At 55.5% G+C, this 17593-nt stretch carries 24 protein-coding genes; 20 read left to right on the top strand and 4 right to left on the bottom strand.

The window, feature by feature from the left end; genetic code table 11:
- Positions 1-50: 50 nt before the first annotated feature.
- Positions 51-320 (top strand): DUF3553 domain-containing protein, encoded by a 270-nt coding sequence (locus BM357_RS12580; protein ID WP_074953924.1) that lies wholly within the window; start codon positions 51-53, stop codon positions 318-320.
- A gap of 49 nt (positions 321-369) precedes the next feature.
- On the opposite strand, the gene BM357_RS12575 is transcribed toward BM357_RS12580, so the two are convergent.
- Positions 370-1050 (bottom strand): hypothetical protein, encoded by a 681-nt coding sequence (locus BM357_RS12575; protein ID WP_074953921.1) that lies wholly within the window; start codon positions 1048-1050, stop codon positions 370-372.
- Between the two features lie 86 nt (positions 1051-1136).
- On the opposite strand from BM357_RS12575, the gene BM357_RS12570 reads away from it, so the two are divergent.
- The 15 genes from BM357_RS12570 to BM357_RS12495 all read left to right on the top strand — a co-directional run bounded on the left by BM357_RS12570 (position 1137) and on the right by BM357_RS12495 (position 15023).
- Positions 1137-1460: a hypothetical protein gene (locus tag BM357_RS12570; protein WP_074953918.1), complete on the top strand. Its 324-nt coding sequence runs from the start codon at positions 1137-1139 to the stop codon at positions 1458-1460.
- A 196-nt stretch (positions 1461-1656) separates the two neighbouring features.
- Positions 1657-2370, top strand: coding sequence for a hypothetical protein (locus BM357_RS12565; protein ID WP_139234707.1), 714 nt, complete (start codon positions 1657-1659; stop codon positions 2368-2370).
- On the top strand, positions 2360-3292 hold the full coding sequence (locus BM357_RS12560; protein WP_074953911.1) for a hypothetical protein: 933 nt from the start codon (positions 2360-2362) through the stop codon (positions 3290-3292). The genes BM357_RS12565 and BM357_RS12560 overlap by 11 nt, the downstream gene beginning before the upstream one ends.
- A gap of 664 nt (positions 3293-3956) precedes the next feature.
- Positions 3957-5996 carry an ATP-dependent DNA helicase gene (locus BM357_RS12550; protein WP_074953905.1) on the top strand — a complete coding sequence of 680 codons (2040 nt, stop codon included), beginning with the start codon at positions 3957-3959 and terminating at the stop codon, positions 5994-5996.
- Positions 5989-6816, top strand: coding sequence for a hypothetical protein (locus BM357_RS12545; RefSeq protein WP_074953902.1), 828 nt, complete (start codon positions 5989-5991; stop codon positions 6814-6816). The genes BM357_RS12550 and BM357_RS12545 overlap by 8 nt, the downstream gene beginning before the upstream one ends.
- A gap of 1767 nt (positions 6817-8583) precedes the next feature.
- Complete coding sequence (locus tag BM357_RS19895) at positions 8584-8739, top strand: hypothetical protein (protein ID WP_175511523.1); 156 nt, start codon at positions 8584-8586, stop codon at positions 8737-8739.
- 87 nt (positions 8740-8826) lie between these two features.
- Entirely contained in the window at positions 8827-9348 is a 522-nt protein-coding gene (locus tag BM357_RS12540) for a hypothetical protein (protein WP_074953900.1), read from the top strand.
- 41 nt (positions 9349-9389) lie between these two features.
- Entirely contained in the window at positions 9390-9692 is a 303-nt protein-coding gene (locus BM357_RS12535) for a hypothetical protein (RefSeq protein WP_074953898.1), read from the top strand.
- Positions 9693-10034: 342 nt separating this feature from the next.
- On the top strand, positions 10035-10547 hold the full coding sequence (locus tag BM357_RS12530; protein ID WP_074953895.1) for a hypothetical protein: 513 nt from the start codon (positions 10035-10037) through the stop codon (positions 10545-10547).
- 38 nt (positions 10548-10585) lie between these two features.
- Positions 10586-11020, top strand: coding sequence for a hypothetical protein (locus BM357_RS12525; protein WP_074953892.1), 435 nt, complete (start codon positions 10586-10588; stop codon positions 11018-11020).
- A gap of 294 nt (positions 11021-11314) precedes the next feature.
- A complete protein-coding gene (locus BM357_RS12515; RefSeq protein ID WP_074953886.1) occupies positions 11315-11737 on the top strand; it encodes a hypothetical protein in 423 nt (140 codons plus the stop codon).
- A 109-nt stretch (positions 11738-11846) separates the two neighbouring features.
- A complete protein-coding gene (gene tas, locus BM357_RS12510; RefSeq protein ID WP_074953883.1) occupies positions 11847-12389 on the top strand; it encodes a TIGR-Tas system RNA-guided endonuclease in 543 nt (180 codons plus the stop codon).
- 147 nt (positions 12390-12536) lie between these two features.
- Positions 12537-13445, top strand: a complete 909-nt coding sequence (locus tag BM357_RS12505) for an ATP-dependent DNA ligase (protein WP_074953880.1) — start codon at positions 12537-12539, stop codon at positions 13443-13445.
- A gap of 12 nt (positions 13446-13457) precedes the next feature.
- Positions 13458-14114 (top strand): SOS response-associated peptidase, encoded by a 657-nt coding sequence (locus tag BM357_RS12500; RefSeq protein WP_074953876.1) that lies wholly within the window; start codon positions 13458-13460, stop codon positions 14112-14114.
- 723 nt (positions 14115-14837) lie between these two features.
- A complete protein-coding gene (locus BM357_RS12495) occupies positions 14838-15023 on the top strand; it encodes a hypothetical protein (protein WP_074953873.1) in 186 nt (61 codons plus the stop codon).
- 209 nt (positions 15024-15232) lie between these two features.
- Here BM357_RS12495 and BM357_RS12490 read toward each other — a convergent pair whose 3' ends face one another.
- Positions 15233-15430: an alpha/beta-type small acid-soluble spore protein gene (locus BM357_RS12490; RefSeq protein WP_074953870.1), complete on the bottom strand. Its 198-nt coding sequence runs from the start codon at positions 15428-15430 to the stop codon at positions 15233-15235.
- A gap of 169 nt (positions 15431-15599) precedes the next feature.
- Here BM357_RS12490 and BM357_RS12485 point away from each other — a divergent pair, with 169 nt between their 5' ends.
- Genes BM357_RS12485 through BM357_RS12470 form a run of 4 tightly spaced genes read left to right on the top strand, consistent with a single transcriptional unit; the run spans position 15600 to position 16803 of the window.
- Positions 15600-15758, top strand: coding sequence for a sigma factor-like helix-turn-helix DNA-binding protein (locus BM357_RS12485; RefSeq protein ID WP_281245601.1), 159 nt, complete (start codon positions 15600-15602; stop codon positions 15756-15758).
- The gene (locus BM357_RS12480; protein WP_074953867.1) at positions 15758-16063 is read left to right on the top strand and encodes a hypothetical protein; all 306 of its coding nucleotides are present in this window, start codon (positions 15758-15760) and stop codon (positions 16061-16063) included. The genes BM357_RS12485 and BM357_RS12480 overlap by 1 nt, the downstream gene beginning before the upstream one ends.
- Positions 16041-16571 carry a hypothetical protein gene (locus BM357_RS12475; protein WP_074953864.1) on the top strand — a complete coding sequence of 177 codons (531 nt, stop codon included), beginning with the start codon at positions 16041-16043 and terminating at the stop codon, positions 16569-16571. The genes BM357_RS12480 and BM357_RS12475 overlap by 23 nt, the downstream gene beginning before the upstream one ends.
- Positions 16558-16803: a hypothetical protein gene (locus BM357_RS12470; protein WP_074953861.1), complete on the top strand. Its 246-nt coding sequence runs from the start codon at positions 16558-16560 to the stop codon at positions 16801-16803. Before BM357_RS12475 ends, BM357_RS12470 begins: the two co-directional genes overlap by 14 nt.
- Positions 16804-16841: 38 nt before the next feature.
- On the opposite strand, the gene BM357_RS12465 is transcribed toward BM357_RS12470, so the two are convergent.
- Both BM357_RS12465 and BM357_RS12460 read right to left on the bottom strand, forming a co-directional pair.
- Positions 16842-17171, bottom strand: coding sequence for a YolD-like family protein (locus BM357_RS12465; protein ID WP_245783983.1), 330 nt, complete (start codon positions 17169-17171; stop codon positions 16842-16844).
- A partial coding sequence (locus BM357_RS12460; protein WP_483869894.1) for a DinB/UmuC family translesion DNA polymerase occupies positions 17168-17593 on the bottom strand: 426 nt, incomplete at its 5' end. The genes BM357_RS12460 and BM357_RS12465, both read right to left, overlap by 4 nt.

The raw sequence follows: 17593 nt of genomic DNA, 5'->3' as shown, positions 1-17593 counted from the left end.
GGGCTGGGGTAGCTGACGTAATTTCGCAGGATAAAGGAGGATCATGAGACATGACTGAAGCAGAGAAACTATTGCGTCGGGTTCATGAAGAAGGCCTTACCGAGGAGCTGCGAGCAAGGATTGCAGCGTACTTTGAGACGCCGCCATTCAAAGAAGGCGACCGTGTGGTCCACAGACTGCACCCGGAATGGGGGCGCGGCACCATAGACGGACTGTCCCTAACAGGGAAGAGTGCCTATATCAATTGGGACCAGGGAGGATGGCATGGCACGGTGCTGTTGAAATACCTTCGAAAGGTCGAAGCGGAACGATTACGATGACACGAACGATATCAAGTGTGGGTATGTACCCGAGTGGAATCAGCCCGTATTATGCGTTATCGAGCTTCCACCGCTTCACTTCTGGTGCAAGGTCTTTCTTGAACTTCGACCTCCGGATGATTTCAATCCTTGTTCCATCAGCGCAGACCACGCTGAAACGGACAAAATAGGGCTTCTCACGCAGATTAGTCACTACCAGGACAACGTGTATCGGATACTCGTGTCCGTCGATGTCCAAGTACGGTTTATTGCACGTGTACTCCACGCGCACCCTATTTGCAGTCTCTATCCACCGGCCGATAGGGTAATCGTGTTCAAACATGCGGATTCTGACTGGCGCTCTCTTAGATGCCCTTCCCAAGGAGGATTGGGATACCTGAAGCCAGTACATCAGGATGTCTGGTGATACGTGCTTACCGCTTCCTTCTCGCTCGAGCAGGTGAGAGATGTTCGTATTGGATTGGACCGGAAAGCCGGCCGAATTGGTCACTCCCGGCGCCAGCCAGTTCTCCAAACGTGTTTTCCACTCCAGCAGCCGGGTGCGTTCGACCTGACGCAGAATGTCTTTGACCGGCTCTTCGCCGTTCAGGGCCCGAGTGACTTCCTCTAACGCCGTCGGGACTGATCCCAATGCAGCCACGTACCGGCGCTTTGTACGCCCCTCCAAACGTTCAGAGCGACAGATTTGAACATAGTCCCTACCTTTCACCCTCGACCGGTAGAGAAACATACTCGACGCCCCCACGGAACTGGTATACTTTCAGTATACCCAGTTAGTCACTACGAGTCACTCGTGAACAGTGGGGAGGTACCACGGTGATTAAGCGAGTCCTCGACGAAGACCAAGTCAAAGATGGAAAACGCCAAATTAAAGGTGGAATTCTCCGTATTTTCGGCGCCACACTGATTGCTATCCTGTGGTTGGGTATGCTTACGTTTCATAGCCTTCTGTCTCTGCGCGAATGGTTATTCTACCTGATCGTCGCTCTTGCGGTCATTGGACTTGCCAAGGTGTTTTATGGGCGATGGTTAATTGAACACGCAGAATACGAACTTGACATCCCACCGATGCCCGACATAACGTCCAACCGGTGCCCGAAACGATGCACTGATGTGACCGAAAAGGACTATAAACGTTAATTGCCCGAAAGAAAAGCACTTCGACAAGAAGTCGAACAGTGAGCCATATAGAATTGTGCTATGTTCAAACCAAGCGGGAGGGATTTTCAATGGATACCAAAGGCCACCTACTAAGTAGTCGGGCTTGGATAATTGTAGCTACCGCAACACAAATGTACCGCAAACTTAGACTCCACCAATTACAGCAGGAAACGAAATGACGCAGGGAACAGCGCTTCCCCAAACTTGCGATAGAACATGCAGAGAAGGTGGAAAATTGATTTTTCTTTCCGACCTGTTTGCCGAACACGTTAAAACTCGTACCGACTGGAAGATCGACCATCCCCCTCACGATGTGGACGCCCGGTGTTCCTTTTGCACTCGTCGCGTACGACAAGCGTATGCACGAAGTGACATATTGCTGACCACATTTACTGACCATGACTACTTCCCAGTCATGTCGCCCTGGTTGTGTGAGTCATGCGCACTCATGTTCACATTTGGACTGCAGAATGCACCAAATGCGTGGAGCTTCCTCGCATATGGCACAAAAGGTGAGGATTTCACCTCGTTCTTCCCGTGGGACACATATGAGCTTCCGTGGTACAGGATTCCTCGCATTCGCCCGCTCTTGGCTGTCGCGGTCGAAGGATCGTACAAGCAAAAGCACACCATCTTCCGTGGGAAAGTTTGTTACGATCCGAATTGGATCATTGTTTGGCGTTCCAAGCCAATGTACGCGCCAGCAGATATCGCGGAGCGCGTTGCGGCGCTCGAAAATGACTGGCGCATCAATGGGTACCCCAAGCCAAAGGAGATCCGCAGTACGCTCGATCCCATTCTCGAACCGTTAGAGGAAGCACTAAGAGATTGGACTCGGGCCATTATCATGACACACCGGAAAAAGGAGATGGAATCCCATGCCGAGTGATCTGTACCTGCGTTTTCGCACTCTCACCCCCTTGTTCCAATCGATTGAATCGCGGCGAGAGGAAGGTGAGTCCCGCGGAATACTGAGAACCCTCAAAGTGTACACGGGTGAGGAAGCGCCCGTGGAGGCTCCGGTGCTCTCCGGCAACAGCTTCGGCGGCCGTATTCGCCGGGAGTTGGCCGGGTATCTCTTTGAGGAACTGGGGATCGATCCTGTGTCCTTCTACGGACATGGAACGCGCGGCCAGAAGATCACGTACCACACGCTTACCAGTGGCGGGGTGCTCATCACAAACGAGGTGCGTCTGTCGTTGGATGATGTGGAGAAGGTTAAGCAGCTGCTGCCGATGTTTGGTCTGCTAGGTGGTGTCGTTGGAGGTCAATTTATTACCAGTCGGTGCGCCCTGGGACACGCATATCCGGCTTCAAACGAGCTACGAGTTCTCTTTCCCACGCTCCCGGACGATTGGTTTGAGGACTTTGCACTGAAGGACAGCTTCACCAACAACGGTGCTTGGACAACCTATCGCATGCCGGAAATGCCTTCCCTCATCGGACTGCCTGAAGTGGTGTCTGATGACCAAGAGGGCAAAAAGAACCCATTCCGCAACATGCCGGTAACTCACGGATATGTGCTGCCTGGTTATCCGTTTGTCGTGCGTTTCACGCTCCACGACAATGCAACGCCCATGGATTGGAGCATGATGGGTTTGGCAATTGAGCGGCTTCGCAACCGGCCGTTTTTCGGCGGCAAATCCAAGAGCGGATTTGGCCTCGTGTCCTGGGAACGAATTCCGGAAGATGAACGTCTGGATCCGTCAATGTTCACAGAGTATGTCAGACAAAACAGGGACATGCTGCACTTCCTCCTGACCCATAAGGAGCCGTTCTACGTCGCCATGAAGGAAGTGTCCGTGTCGTGATCCTCGAGGTCCGCCTCTTTTTGGAGGCACCAGTCTTCCTGCCGCGCAGGGGCGTTTTGATGGGAGACGCACTCTTATTCGCAGCACGTGCGCGGGAACTGTATCCGGACGCGGCAAACCGGCGCGATCCGGACCAATGGGAACCAATCTCCTTGCCAGTGAGACGTTTCGAGTCTCAAGATGGCCAGTTCTGGGCGGTGTCAGCACTCTTTGCACCAACCATGGAAACTGGGGAAGAAGCGGTTTTCAAGGGCACCCCGTGGTTTTTCAAACCCATTGAGACCAGCTCAGGGATTCTCCGCGGTGCCATGGTACGATACACGTACCTGTCTGTCCCGCTCCTGTACTTCTTCGTCGATGTGGACGCTGAGCAAGTGGACGAGTTCGCTCGCCTAGCGCAGAGACTTCCTGGTATGTACGTGGGGCAAAAGGGACAGCGTGGGATGGGCCGGATCGCCAGAGCAATCTTGCGACGCCGGCCGGATCTCAACTCCGCAATCGCTGGCGTTGACAGTCTTGTTCTCCGACCCGTTCCAGAATCTTATGCAAGAGAGAACGGGTTCCGAGGAATCCTTGACGCCCACGCCATCGAGCCACCGTATTTCCATCACGAGCCCGTACTGTGCCGAGTACGCAGTTACGACGCTGTATGGAGGGAATCAGAGTGAAAAAGTCCTCCGGTTCGTCGAACTGGATGTCGGAACTGGACAAGCACCCTTACGGACGCATTTTTTTGGCCGCGGTCATGAAAGCGAGAGAAGAAGGTGCATTGACACAAGACATGTCGTTTCCCACTCCTCAGTGGGTGCTCAATGCACCGTTGGACATCCCTGATTCCGTTCGAAAGTGGACCGCGCGGTGGTGCCGCAACCAAATCCACGGGCTCATCCACGAACACTTGAACGAGGTATTATCAACGGGCATTCCATACGGGACTCTGCTCAACGCCGTCGAGGAGATTGCACACAATCACGCTACGTCAATACAGCATTGTGTGGAGGAAATTCAGACGAACCCATATGTACTCGGCCAAGCCTTGTCTCTGCCTGAGTTGGCGATCATCGACGCCAAGTACGCTCACGAGACACGCTTGGAAGAGAAGCGGATTCGAGGATTTTTCGTTGCTGCATGCGGGCACGTGTGGCAATCGGGGAATTCCGTGATCCGCATCGCCAAATCCAGCGCCGCCGTGCAATTGGCCGCCCGGTACCTCGGCCGGCACAACGGCAAAGCAGAAGAATACGCGCGCCGACTCGTTGAGAACTGGAGGGCGATTTATCCGTCTGACAAACGACTCGACACGCCGTTTCCCGCAGTTCACCAGGAAGTTGGCGGAAAACTGCGCCTGTACCCACAGTGGGCCTACTGGTCAGAAATTCAGATCGCGGAGGCCTTGGCGGAGCACATACGCAGGCCCTCGTTTTCGTTGCCGCAAAATTGGTCCTCGCTGGTCAGTGAATTGGCGCTAGACACCTCACAAGAGGAAGCCCTGGCAGCCATGTGGACACAGCCCTTGACCATGGTCACAGGCGGGCCCGGGACGGGCAAAACCACATTAGTGAAGGCCTTGGCAGACACGACCCGCAAGCTCGGTATGAACGATGCCGTTACCGGTCTTGCACCAACGGGCCTTGCCGCCAAGCGCTTGCGTGACGTGGCAGATATTCAGGCGTTCACCATTCACTCCGCGTATGCTCTATTTAACCATTCGTCACGTGTGGAGAAAGGGTCGTTCCCGGCCTCCGGACAGGACCAATGGATAGTGGTTGACGAGGCCAGCATGTGCGACCTGCAAACCTTCCACGCGATTGTGTGGTCCACACTCACACACCACAATCTGCGTGTGGTCTTCATCGGGGACGCGAATCAACTGCCACCTGTCGGATTCGGTCAGCCATTCCGGACCTGTCTGACTCATCCAATCGTATCAAGAGCCTCCAGAACGCTGTCGGTTCCTCATCGTTCAGCTGGCTCATTAGCTGAAGTGGCGCACCGGTTTTGGGACATCGACCAGCCATGGACATGGCATCCGCCGGTAATAAATGCGATTGCCATTGAGACAGACTCCGAAGAGCATTGGCGGCAGAAGATCATGCAGTGGGTGGAGGAACATGGCGGTCTTGATGCGACTGATTGGCTGATTCTGACGCCGTTCCGGGATGCGACGGAGACGCGGACCATTGGTCAACAGCAGATCAATAGCTGGTTTCTCGGCGGCGACGTCAAATGGCGCCCGGGCTTGCGCATCGTGCAGAACGCTCCCAACTACACCACTGGTCGAAAAAACGGTGAGATGGGTGTCATTGTAAGCGTCGATGATGGCGTCATCACGGCCCGATTTGACGATGACACCGAAACCACATTGGACGAGATGGAAGCCATTGATGAATGGTCTCTAGCATATGCACTCACCATCCACAAGGCGCAAGGCGCTGAACGAGCCCACGTTCTTGTCGTGATGCCAGAGGCATATGAGGATCCGCGGCTTTTGTACACGGCTTTAACCCGGGCCAAGACGAGTCTGACGGTGATGGCAAAAAACCCGGATGAAATGGTACGCCAGGTGCGAGAAGCCAAGGTTCCGCCAATCGACAATCGTCTTACACGTCGCCTCAACGCCGCACTTGAGCGAACGATTCAACAGGCAGGTGCAGTCCTTGCACCGGCGGCCGTCGTGTGGGAGGAGGAAGCGCAGAATGCTTGACACGCTCAGCCCAAAAGAGGCTGTTCAGAAAATGATGGTCGAAACAAAGGTGGTTCGAATTCCTGGAACAGATGCGGGTCTGGTTAGATCCAAGATAGGTGACCTGTTGGCCCGCCGGCCGGCAGGAATGCCCGCTTGGTGGGACAATCGCGTGCGAAAGACCAGCCCATATCGTGTCTTTCCTGACCTGGATGGGCAACACGTGCGAATCGCATGGGTGCCTGCGGTAGATGAAGAGATGCAAAGCGTTGTGCGATTCGCATACCCGGAGGCGGAACACGTCTCTGTCCGTTACGAGGAGGCGGAAGGAGACACACTGTACGTGCAGTTCATCACGCCCGTCTATTACGCCGAGAACACACTGAAGTACCTGGCGCGCAAGAATATCCGTTTCAGCTTTCGCCAACCGCCGCGCATGGATGTGCTCATCCCACTAACGCGACAGAAGTTCTCCACCATGGCACGAGAGTGGTTCTCGCTGAAGCTGGCACCCAACAGCTTCATCTGGTATGACGAGTCTTCACTGGTTCCTGGCATGCAGTATGGGTCTGTAATGCAGACGTCACATACAAATCGTCAGGGGTACAAACTCGAATGTCATGGATTCGTGGGCCAAGTCATGTATCACGGTCGGCCGGATGTAGTGGCAGATGGTCACGTGTGGCTTCAGATGGCTACACTATGGGGGATAGCTTCCGGAACCACTTGGGGATGGGGCACACTGTGGGAGCGTTGCATCCAACTCAGCGCTGGCGGGGCTGTCCACACGGAGGCATGGTGTCAATCCGATACGACGCAACTCTGGGAATATGAGGTCTAATACGTAATCGTAAACGAAGGGTTGCACAGAAAATCTACATGAGGACTTGTTTACATGCTTGAGACCTGCCTATCCGGGACCGATGACCTTGTTGCATCAGAAAATCTACACGAGGACTTGTTTACATAAAAGTGAGCTCATACTGTGCGATAGGCTGACGCTCGTTGCATCAGAAAATCTACTTGAGGACTTGTTTACATAGCTCGGCTTGAACATGGGTGATGTCTTCAGCCAACATTGCATCAGAAAATCTACCTTGAGAACTTGTTTCCATCGCCTTCCCAGAGCCACTGACCGCCCGGATTGTTTCATCAGAAAATCTATGTGAGAACTTGTTTCCATGCGATGTACGGGCGGCCAAGGTGTTGCATCATGCGATGTTGCATCAGAAAACCTGTGTTACAACTTGTTTCCATTTCGCTACTCTCACCGGTTTTCCCACCCTTCGCCGGGTTGCATCAGAAAACTTACGTGAGGATTTGTTGTCATCTTTGGCCGTTGTGAAGGATTTCATTGCCCTGCTTGTTGCACCAGAAAACGACGTAAGCTACCCCAGTCCTTAAGGGCGGGGCTTGCACCTAGCCTTACAGCTGGCACGATAGGCTGGCTGACAGCAGCCCGCCGGTAGCAGCCATGCCACTGCTGATGGCGGCGCTTCCTCCTCATACCTAAAGGCAGGGGTCTCCACGCCGGGATAGACTGATGATGTTCAGCCATTCGGTTTCCCGAGCCAAGATACAAGTCCTAACTGGGTTTTCTGATGCAGTGGTTACTGCCTCCCGATGACCAATGAGTCCCGTACATATGAAAACAAATGCTATAAATGTTTTTTCGCTCGAATGCTTGATACGGATTTCTTGACAAGCGGCCCCGCAATATGACAACAAATCCTCGATTGGGCTTTCCGTGAGATGGTTGTTCTGATGCAACCCAGGACCGTGTAGGATCAACTATCATGATATATCTTTCTCAGAAGAAATGCCCTCGCCATCAAAGATTCGTGGGTATCTCACCCTACTTTTGTTATCAAAGCGTCAATTTTTCCTCAGATGTTTTGCGCTTGAGATAATTCTGAAGTATGATAGCCTTGTACTCAGAAGATGTTTGAAGGCACGTTGTAGCCCCTAAGAGGGTGAGTGCCGGAGTTCTGGATCCTCACTAAGTGAGCGATGGAAAGGCGCGCCACTTTCCTGGAAAGGTCCAGCAACTGTCGAGTCGGGGCGCTCTGCGAGGTCGCTTTAGTCTGTGACGCATTATCATCTTCCCATCACCACCTTGGCAATCAGGTCGATGGGATTACCCGAATACGAAGCAGCCAGTCTCACTGAACGAGACGGTATCCGGGGACAGATGTTGGATCCCCCGTTGATCATCCGAATGCGACCGGTGACGGGGTGAAGGAAGTCGCAAAGATGTAGTAGGGAATCCGCTGGACGGCGTAAGCCGAAGGCAGTTAAAGGGCAAGCGCTTCAAGCGTCTGGATTCTTGGATCAATCCAAGTGTCGAGATGCCTTTTAGCGCTTGCCTTTTTATTTTCCCGATCCCCAGCCGCGGGGAAAAATCAGTCTCCCCGGCGGCCAAGCGGGGAGAATCGGGAGAGATGCAAATGCAGAAACGGAGATTATCTTAAACGGAAATTTCGCCAGAACAATCAGATATAACGTGTGTATTACGCTCGTATTATGTTCGTATTACACGATACAATGACATCGAGGATAAGACGAGATGACGAACGACTCGAAACTGAGTGCGGGAGGATGTTGATGTATGCAGATAGTAAAGATGGTACTAATCGCGCTCATCTTTGGCTTGGGGTTCGATCTGGCGGCGCAATTGGTGCTCTTCTGGGCTCCGCCAAAGGTGCGTAATGAAGTCAGCATCTTAGCTGCTGGAATCGGCATTTTTCTAAGTCTATTTTTCTAAGTCTATAGATTTTTCACTTGTGGTGTTGACTTTATCATACATTTGGCGTATGATAAAGTCAACAAGGGCGACGAAGGATGATGAGAGATGATGTACTTCGTCCGCACGGAGGAATCAATGGAGCAGGCCCAGGCAGCACTAGAACGCGGCCGGTCGGTGCGGCGGTGGGCATATGCGGGAGCGGACCCGATCACGTTCCTGCAGTACGCCCTGCCGCCCCGTGAACGGTTCGAGGCGGTCCGCGAAGTGGCGGCCGAGGTAGGTATCGAGGTCGAGACAGAACAGGATGTCGAGTATCTCCTCTTTGACCGCGACGGAGCCGACCTGTCGCAGGATGCCATCATCCGAGTGTTGGGCCTCGAACCATGCGGCGACGGCTGGGCGCAGTACCTGGATGGCTTGTGCGCGCTCGAATCATTCGAAGAAGAGCCGCCCATGGACGGCGAATTTCGGACGCTGAACGGCATCCACCTGCCGCTTCTGGTCTGCTACGAAGGCGAATTCGTGGGATACGACCCGGATGAGGACTGGGAACTCTTCCGGCCTACTCGGATCGTGTGGGTGCGTGAGACCGGATCCGACGTGCGACGAGAATTCCTGCTGGATTGAAGTCGGGATCCGATGGGACTAACCAAAGGAGGACGATGTATATGGTGACGCTCGTGGAACAACTGCACGCCGCCATCGCGGCAGAAAACGCTCCGGCCGGAGCGTACTCGGAGGACGCCCGGGAGGCGCTGCAGACTTGGGAGGAGCAGGGCGGTCACCTGCTCTGGATTCGGCGCGGGAACGAGTCCGTGTATTTGGTGACCGAAAGCGACATGGCGGTCACTACCACACTGGACGCCACTGTGATCGAGGTCATGCCGGACGGCGAGACATACGACAAGCACTCGTCGGCGCGCCAAGTCATCTCCGAGTCCGCTTTCCGGGAGATGCACCTGGGAAACTGATTCCGCCGCTTGTCGGCGTTGCGGAGGCGTCGGAACTCCTGGGTTGGGATAAGCGCAAGCTGGTGACGTATATTCGCCGCGGCGCGTTTCCGGAGCCGGTCATCCGCTTGGCAAGCGGCCCGATATGGACCAAGGAGCAGATCATCGATTACTTGCGCAGGCACTGAACTCGGCCCTCGCCCGTCGGCGGGGGCTTTGTCGATAGCCACGCGCAAGCGGGGATATTTGTTGGCTACGGTAGACACAATTAATTCACAATATGTTCGTATGCTGTTCGTATTGCATGCGTCATACAGTTTGGATATACTAGACATCAGAAAGACGGAAACGGAGGCGAAAACGGTGACGTACTACCGCATCCAGGAGGCAAGCCGGAATCCGCAGGAACTGCTCGACCCGAGCAACTGGCGGTCCACAGTGTGGGACGGCTTCGACGAGAGGCGCGGGGTATCCTGCTGCCGCACGCTCCGGGGCCTGGAGAGGTACTTCCAGTCCCGCGGTGCCGACATGAACGATGTGGTGGTCGTCGCTCTGGAAGGTGAGGAGTCAGAGGACGAGGATTTCGACGCGGACGAGGGCGCCGTGCTGGTTCTGCCGACCGAGATCGTGTGGGTGCGACGGCCGCAAGAGGTCGGCATACTGACGTTTGCTGGGCGACCGCTCGCCGAGATGTTGGCGGAGATCGCGCAGGACATTGGCAAGGAGGCGTGGCTGGGCTACGGAGAGGCGTCAGTGAAGGATGAGCTTCGCATCCGGTACGGCCTGACTCAGCCGCTCATCGAGTACAACTACGGGCCGGTCGACTGGGAAGACGTGATCGGCCAGGTCGACGAAGTGATGGGCTGGGCCGAGTGAATCAAACCCGCTCGAGACGGGAGAAGGAGACGAGGAGTATGACCGTGTTTGATTTTGCGCAGGCGCTCGGCTTCGGATCTGAGACGCAGCTGTTCGAGGCGTCCCAGGCGGTTTTGCAGAACGGGGATGTGACGTGGTACATCACGCGATTGCCAGACGGACGATGGGTCGCTTGGGACGACTCAGAGGTTTCGCTGGAGCGGGTCGAGTTCTTCGACACCCGGGATGAAGCCGAGGCGTTCCAGATGGCGGGCGTGGAGGCTGTCATCCAGTCCGAGCTGGACCGAGTCGGGGTCTCTAACCTCGGCCCCTCGGATAGCGTGGTAGTAGCCACGGCGGAGGATGGGCGGACAGTTCGCCTGTACGATGATGCCGCCGAGTGGAACGGAAGCGCGGACCAAGCGCTGCGGAGGCTGCGGTTGCTCCCGGATGGCGCCGGGTGGGAAGAATTTTGGCAGACGTTCCACGACTGAGGCATTCCCGGGCCGCTTCGGCGGCCCACGAAATACATGACATGCCCGCACATCGGGCAGAGGGAGGAAGACGATGAAGTACGAGTTAACTTTTTGGGGAAGTGCGCGGGTGCAACGCTTCCCTCGGTATCGGCGGATGCACAGGACATATGAGGACGCAATGGAAACGGCATACCGGGTCTTCGGGAAGCTGGAGGAGCGGGGGCTTGCGAGGGCAGCGCACCCGGCCATCATCTACGGGCCTGGCTGCGGTCCAGACGGGCGCACCATCTGCTGAGGGATAGGAGGGCGAAGATGCCAAAGCAACCACTTTCCGTTCGTCTCCCGGAAGACTTGATCGCTCGTCTGGAGCAGTCTGCGGAGGTCTACGAGGGCCGCAACGACGCCATCGAGCGGGCTCTGTACCGCTACTTCCGCCTGGTAGACGACGCCAGGCGGAGTCTCCGGGAGCGCTTTTCTGCGTCTGAGATTTGCGCGGTGATGGACGCGTGCAACGGGATGATGCTCGACCGGCCGCACCTGATATGGGCTGAGGTGGCGGACGCAATCCGGTTCAACCACCTGGACAGCAAATGGGAGATAGATGGGCAGGTCCTGGTCAACAAGATCCGTGAGCTGTCGGATGTGGATCTCTACGGCCTGGAGGAGGCTATTCGCCGTTTTTGGGCGCACGCGGAGGAGCCAACAGAGGAGGCGCTGCGAATCGCGTTCGAGTGATAGCCAGATGCGCAGTGTCGTATACTGATAGAGGCCAGGCGCCTGATGTTATTGTGCCGCGAGGCACCTACTCATTCTGCGCCTGGCATCTTTATTGGAGGCGTGAATCGTGTCATTGACCGGTTTAGCTCGAAGCTACAGGGCGATCCAACGGGCACGTATGAGTCTGAGCCGTATAGCTTCGAAGGATGACGACGCCAAAAACTCTCAAGCAGCCCTGGCTGATCTCGAAAAAGAGGTTTCTCGCCGAATGGCGGATGCAGTGCAGAAGCATCCTCAATGGCCGTGGCTTGAGAGCGTGCGCGGTGTCGGGCCTGTCCTAGCTGCTCTCATGATGGCCGAAATCGGAGACGTCACGCGTTTCCGCTCGATCCCGGCGCTGTGGAGGTATGCTGGTCTTGCTGTGAAAGAGGGAAAGGCTGAGCGCAGGCAGAGGGGCGTCGCGACGGCCTACAACCCGCGTCTCAAAACCACCATGTACCTCGTCGGCACGCGGATGATCATGCACCGGTCGAGCTATCGAGAGGTGTACGATCGCTACCGCGACGTGTACGATGGGCGGGGGTGGGTCAAGGCTCACGCACACCTAGCCGCCATGCGTCAGATGGAGAAGCGATTCCTGGCCGATCTGTGGCGGCAGGGAAGACGATGACCGCCCCAAAAAGGACAGATTTTTGCGATACTTAGGCGGTCCTTTGTCGGATGGAAACAGATTCCGCACATTTTTAGCTGCCTGTTACCACTATTCCCCTATGGCCAAATCCCTGCAGCACTGCCACGATCGACATAGGTGAGGCCTATGCTGTTTACTCCGATCAATCCCATGCTTCCGAACATGCACATGGAAGCATTCGACGATCCCAATTACATCTTCGAGCCCAAATGGGACGGCTGGCGGATCCTGTTGCACAAGCAGGGAGACCGTGTGGAGGGTTTCACACGCAACGGCAGGATTGTCACAGACCGCTTCCCGGAACTCCGTGAGGTTGCGAGTGCCATCCGTGCCTATTCTGCCGTTCTCGACTGTGAAGGCATCTGCCTCCGTGACGGCCGGAGTGTGTTCGACGACTTCCAATACCGCGGCCGGATCCAGGATCCTCGCCGCATTCATCGGGCCATGCAAACGCACCCCGTGACGTTTGTTGCGTTCGACGTACTGTACACCGACAGGAGCCACATGAACGAACCGCTCCTGTACCGCAAGCAGCGACTCTTTGACCTGGTCCAATCGTCCCACATTCTCACACCGACGATGTTTGTTGACGGAGCCGGTATCAAAATGAAGAGGCTGACTGAGCAAAGGAACTGGGAAGGCATCGTCGCCAAGCGTAAGGATTCCCTGTATATTCCCGATACGAGGACGACAAACTGGCTGAAGATCAAGAACTGGAAGGAGATCGACGCCGTAATCCTCGGGTATCGTCGCGAACCACAGTTTGGCCTTGTCGTTGGCCTACACTTTCCGACCGTTCGGAACAAGCCAGTGGCGGTGGTGGAATACGGGTTCAAAGCTGAAGAGAAAACGGCGTTTCTTGAGGTAGCAAAGGAGATCCATACGGCGAAGGACCGCGATGTGCAATGGATTGCGCCCGTCCTGTGCTGCAAGATACAGTACCTTGAACGGACGGAACGGCACCACCTTCGTACGGTTGCGTTCCGCGGGTTTGTACCAGGCAAAGATCCGGCCGAGTGCCGTTGGATAAGCTAGGGGTGACTGAGGATGTGCGGCCGCTTTTCCTTCGCGTACGAAGACTGGTCGGAGGTTATCAAGTTTTTCCGCCTGGGTCGAGTCACGGCTAACTATCCGCTGCGCTACAACATCGCCCCCAGCCAGCAGATCCCGGCCATCCTCTCCGACGGAACCGAGCGCCGGTTCGGGGCGCTCAAATGGGGGCTTCAGCCGGCGGCGTGGGACGGAGGCGGTCCGAAGCCCATTAACACGCGGGTGGAGACACTGAAAGTCAATCCTGTCTTGCGGCGGTTGGTGGAGCGCAAACGGTGCATTGTGCCGTGCGACGGGTACTACGAGTGGCATCGAAACACCAAGGAGCCGTATCGAATCCGAGTCAAGAGCAGCGACTTCTTCGGGCTTGCCGGTATTTACGATACGTGGGACTCGCCAAATGGTCCTCTGTCCACGTGCAGCATACTCACGTGCGAGTCCAATCTTGCCATGTCGGTGTTACACAACCGGATGCCGGTAATACTTCGAAAGCAGGACTACGACCTGTACCTTGACCGTGCCGCACACAGTCTGGACGAACTGCTGCCGATCCTGGAGCCCTACCCTGCCGATGATATGGTTTGGTACCGCGTGCCTAAACTCGTCGGGAATCCTCGGAACGACGTGCCGGAGTGCATTCAGGCAGTTGAATAAGAGGCCAGGACGTTTTGAGCGTGGCTTTGGGGCTTTCGATTTAGTTTCAAGGCTATGCGCCCATAATATCAGGTGGGTAGGACAGCAACCGTGGCTGTCAATGCCGCCAGCGACGGAGGGGCTGGCGGTGGAGAATCATCCATGGATGTGTTGGTTCGCTCGGGCTACACCGACACCGGGTTAGGTACATTCCCATGATCGCGCCCCCATCCCATAGCGGCGGGTGGGGGCGTTTGTATTCCCAAATGGGAACCCCGGCCTTATGATTAGGGTGAGGCCAGGAGGAGAGACTGTATCCCATGCGCACCCTGGCCCGCCGATCCCTCCTGCTCCTGTTGGAGTTAAGTGCAATCGTATTTTGCGCAGGAGGACTTTTTTGTATGCCCCTTCCACACATTCGGGAAGGAGAACTTCGGCGAGCCTGAGCTTTCTGCGAATACGTCGACAAGGAACGGAAGTTGTCCCGGTTTGTGCAGGCTTGAGGCCGCCTGAATGGGCGGTTTCGTTCCGTGGAAATATTGGCGCACAGATGGCGCAAAACATCTAGCGAACTGTTGAATAATTAGGCGAGGGGAAATTCGGTATTTGGCCCACTCAATGTTCCAGGGGATATGAGGTGTGGGAAGGCGAACAGGGGTTTTATAGGTTTGGCCCAAAGGGCCCGGGCGCTATCGAGTGTTATCGAATTTCCTTGGAATAGAGAGACGATAAGGAGGAAATCACATGGATATCAAACAATTCAACAATGCCATCGAAGACATTAAGGAATCCCTTTCTCTCAATACCCAACCAGGCACCGGGATGGGGTTCGTGGTGAAAGCGTCTGTATTACGTGCTTTGGCTGAATTCAGATTCAACGGCAAGGAAGTCGTCATCGACCAGAAAAACGAATACCTGAAACCTAACTGAAACACATTAACAGGGGTATGTTCACTACTGTGTAGGGGGCGTGGGGGCGTTTGTATTCGCATATGGGAACCCCGGCCTTAAGATAGGGTGGGTCCAGGAGGAGAGACTGTATCCCATGCGCATCCTGGCCCACCGATCCAGCCTATGTTGCTCACATCCGCCGACGCGCCGGCGAAACGCCCAGCCGCCAGGGCCTCCGCAACCACCACCTATCTCCTCATCTGCCCGAACATGTGCTCCTCCGCGAACGCCACGAGCCGCTTCGTGATTTCGCCGCCCACGGAGCCGTTCTCCCGAGCAGAGGTGTCGGGCCCCAAATTGACGCCGAACTCCGCTGCAATCTCCCATTTCATCTGCTCGATGGTGTTCCTCACTTGCGGAGAAACGTATTGGTTGCGACTCGGCACTGTCCATCATCCTCCTAGGGGAGTTAAGTGCAATCGGTATTTTGCGCTGGAGGATTGATGTGTATGCTCACTTGCACCGAAGCGGGAGTTGTCTACATTGTTCCGGAGATATATTGGCGCCTAAATAGCGCCAAATATCTATAGAACTGTTGGATAATTAGATCGGACGCTGAAGCCAGCGCAGGTGGCGGTGCTGATGATGAGGGCGGTGGAGTTGCTGGACTGGCCGGAGATCGCAGAGTTGGCCGGGATGTCGAGGGATGCGGTGCGGTATCACTATTCGCAGGGACTGCGGAGTCGGGAGCGGTACAGGGGGATGATGGCGTAATGGAGAGTATCCGCGAACGTGCTGAGAAGTATCTGGAGTTGGCTGAGAAGGCGACGAAGGGGCCATGGTCGGCTGGTACTAATGGTTTGAATCCGATTGTGCGCGGTATCACAGGTGACATTTGGCGTTCAAGCGACGCCAAATTCATTGCCACATCTCGCACCGAAGGCCCGTGGCTGGCGCAGAAGCTGTTGGAGGCAATACGTGTGATCGAATTCTATGCCTATCGTCAGACTGACGGCGGCCACCGGGCGCGCCAATTCCTAGAAGGTGGTGAAGTCGATGAGCGGAAACGTGTTGACTGACGACGAGATCCAGCGCACGGAGACGGTAGCCGACATGATTATGGCGATTCCCGGCGACGGGTCTGAAGCAGATCAGATCACGGAGATTGTAGCGCAGCGCCTGCGGGATCTGGTGGCAACGATACGGGACCTGCAACGGCGGAATGCGGAGTTGAGTAAAGAAGTGATAAATCGCCCTTTATTTGAGCGGCAGATCGTAGGTGCGCTGCGTTCAACAATTGATGCACATGGAATGATCACCAAAGAGACAGCACCGAGTGCAGCAAAACGCATTATTGGACATCTAAAACAGTCCTTTGGGCTGATGGAGACATGGAAACAACGTGCCGATGAGGCAAACACACAAAACGCCCTCATGCTGGAGGCGTTGGAACGGATCGCAAACGCAACGATGTCTATGGGATTCGCGAGTGTTACTGAATTCGGGAATGAAATGAAGCGAATCGCCCGCGACACACTCGCCAAGGTTCGTGGGGAGAAAGGAGCGACAGCGGATGTTGACGCCTGAACAAGTGAAAAACGGTCCACGTACACCGCAAGCATATGCAGAAACCATCCACACCTTAGCCGACGCGCTGCGGGAGGCGGTTGGGGCGTTGGAGGACATCGCAATTGGAAAATATAACAATTTCAATGGGCAACGCGAATTTGCAGCCGAAGTTCTATCGTCCATTGAATCCAAGGTGTCGCGGGAATGGCTGTCTGGCCAGGATGGGTTGATGCATGATGTCGATGCCTGAGAACACACCCGCTGCTGCGGGATTTTTTTTGCCCAAAATCAACAGCGAGTTTCAACTCGCATCAACCGACGACAATCCACCAGCACGCGGTTTCCATCATCCCGCCATAACCACAAACGTCCTCCTTTCAACTCAGGAACGCCCATAATCACCACATCCTCGTCCGGATGAAACAGCACAAGTCTCACCGGCCGGCGCAGCTCAATCGCCTCCGACAGTTTGTACTGCATCTCCGACAGTTCGTCCGCAGACAGCTCCGGTGGCCGCCTGCGCGACCTCCATTCACGATACCGTTGCGTTGTTGCTCTGTGTTCTGGAAGCAGAATCCGCATGGCCTCAAAGATGTTACCGTCCCGGATCGACGTCACGCCCAGTGACCCCCAATCTTCTGCGCGCGTTCACGAAGCTGCCCGGCAGGCATCAAGCTGCTGGCACGCATAACAGCCGTTTCACCAAAACGCGCGCGAATCCCGTCAACGGCCTGCCAAAACCTCTTTCGCCGCGGCACATCATCAAACAGGGACAACTGCACCGCTGTATCCCATATCAGCAGGTCGAGAGATACGGATACCGCACGCACACCACTCCCATCCCAATGCCGGTCGAGCAACGCCGACAATGTGGGATACAGTTCCTCCGGCCTGTTTGAGGGCTGCGAAATCGTCTTTGCCCGATAGAATCCGCCGCTCAATCCTTCGTATGTCAAACCAAGACCCACTCGCCGACCAACTTGGCCTGCGCGGCGAGCCCGTTCGCACACTTCGTCCAGAAGCTCAAGCATTACCACACA

It is taken from the genome of Paenalicyclobacillus macrosporangiidus (assembly GCF_900116805.1).
Classification (GTDB): Bacteria; Bacillota; Bacilli; order Alicyclobacillales; family Alicyclobacillaceae; genus Alicyclobacillus_H; species Alicyclobacillus_H macrosporangiidus.
This window is presented reverse-complemented; position numbering and strand designations above follow the sequence as displayed.

Bases quoted from the DNA above. Each gene is read 5' to 3' on its own strand.
- BM357_RS12475 (WP_074953864.1), top strand. From the start codon at position 16,041: ATGAGCGGAAACGTGTTGACTGACGACGAGATCCAGCGCACGGAGACG.
- BM357_RS12565 (WP_139234707.1), top strand. From the start codon at position 1,657: ATGACGCAGGGAACAGCGCTTCCCCAAACTTGCGATAGAACATGCAGA.
- BM357_RS12535 (WP_074953898.1), top strand. From the start codon at position 9,390: ATGGTGACGCTCGTGGAACAACTGCACGCCGCCATCGCGGCAGAAAAC.
- BM357_RS12540 (WP_074953900.1), top strand. From the start codon at position 8,827: ATGATGTACTTCGTCCGCACGGAGGAATCAATGGAGCAGGCCCAGGCA.
- BM357_RS12500 (WP_074953876.1), top strand. From the start codon at position 13,458: ATGTGCGGCCGCTTTTCCTTCGCGTACGAAGACTGGTCGGAGGTTATC.
- BM357_RS19895 (WP_175511523.1), top strand. From the start codon at position 8,584: ATGCAGATAGTAAAGATGGTACTAATCGCGCTCATCTTTGGCTTGGGG.
- BM357_RS12580 (WP_074953924.1), top strand. From the start codon at position 51: ATGACTGAAGCAGAGAAACTATTGCGTCGGGTTCATGAAGAAGGCCTT.
- BM357_RS12470 (WP_074953861.1), top strand. From the start codon at position 16,558: ATGTTGACGCCTGAACAAGTGAAAAACGGTCCACGTACACCGCAAGCA.
- BM357_RS12505 (WP_074953880.1), top strand. From the start codon at position 12,537: ATGCTGTTTACTCCGATCAATCCCATGCTTCCGAACATGCACATGGAA.
- BM357_RS12515 (WP_074953886.1), top strand. From the start codon at position 11,315: ATGCCAAAGCAACCACTTTCCGTTCGTCTCCCGGAAGACTTGATCGCT.
- BM357_RS12525 (WP_074953892.1), top strand. From the start codon at position 10,586: ATGACCGTGTTTGATTTTGCGCAGGCGCTCGGCTTCGGATCTGAGACG.
- BM357_RS12575 (WP_074953921.1), bottom strand. From the start codon at position 1,050: ATGTTTCTCTACCGGTCGAGGGTGAAAGGTAGGGACTATGTTCAAATC.
- BM357_RS12545 (WP_074953902.1), top strand. From the start codon at position 5,989: ATGCTTGACACGCTCAGCCCAAAAGAGGCTGTTCAGAAAATGATGGTC.
- BM357_RS12560 (WP_074953911.1), top strand. From the start codon at position 2,360: ATGCCGAGTGATCTGTACCTGCGTTTTCGCACTCTCACCCCCTTGTTC.
- BM357_RS12480 (WP_074953867.1), top strand. From the start codon at position 15,758: ATGGAGAGTATCCGCGAACGTGCTGAGAAGTATCTGGAGTTGGCTGAG.
- BM357_RS12495 (WP_074953873.1), top strand. From the start codon at position 14,838: ATGGATATCAAACAATTCAACAATGCCATCGAAGACATTAAGGAATCC.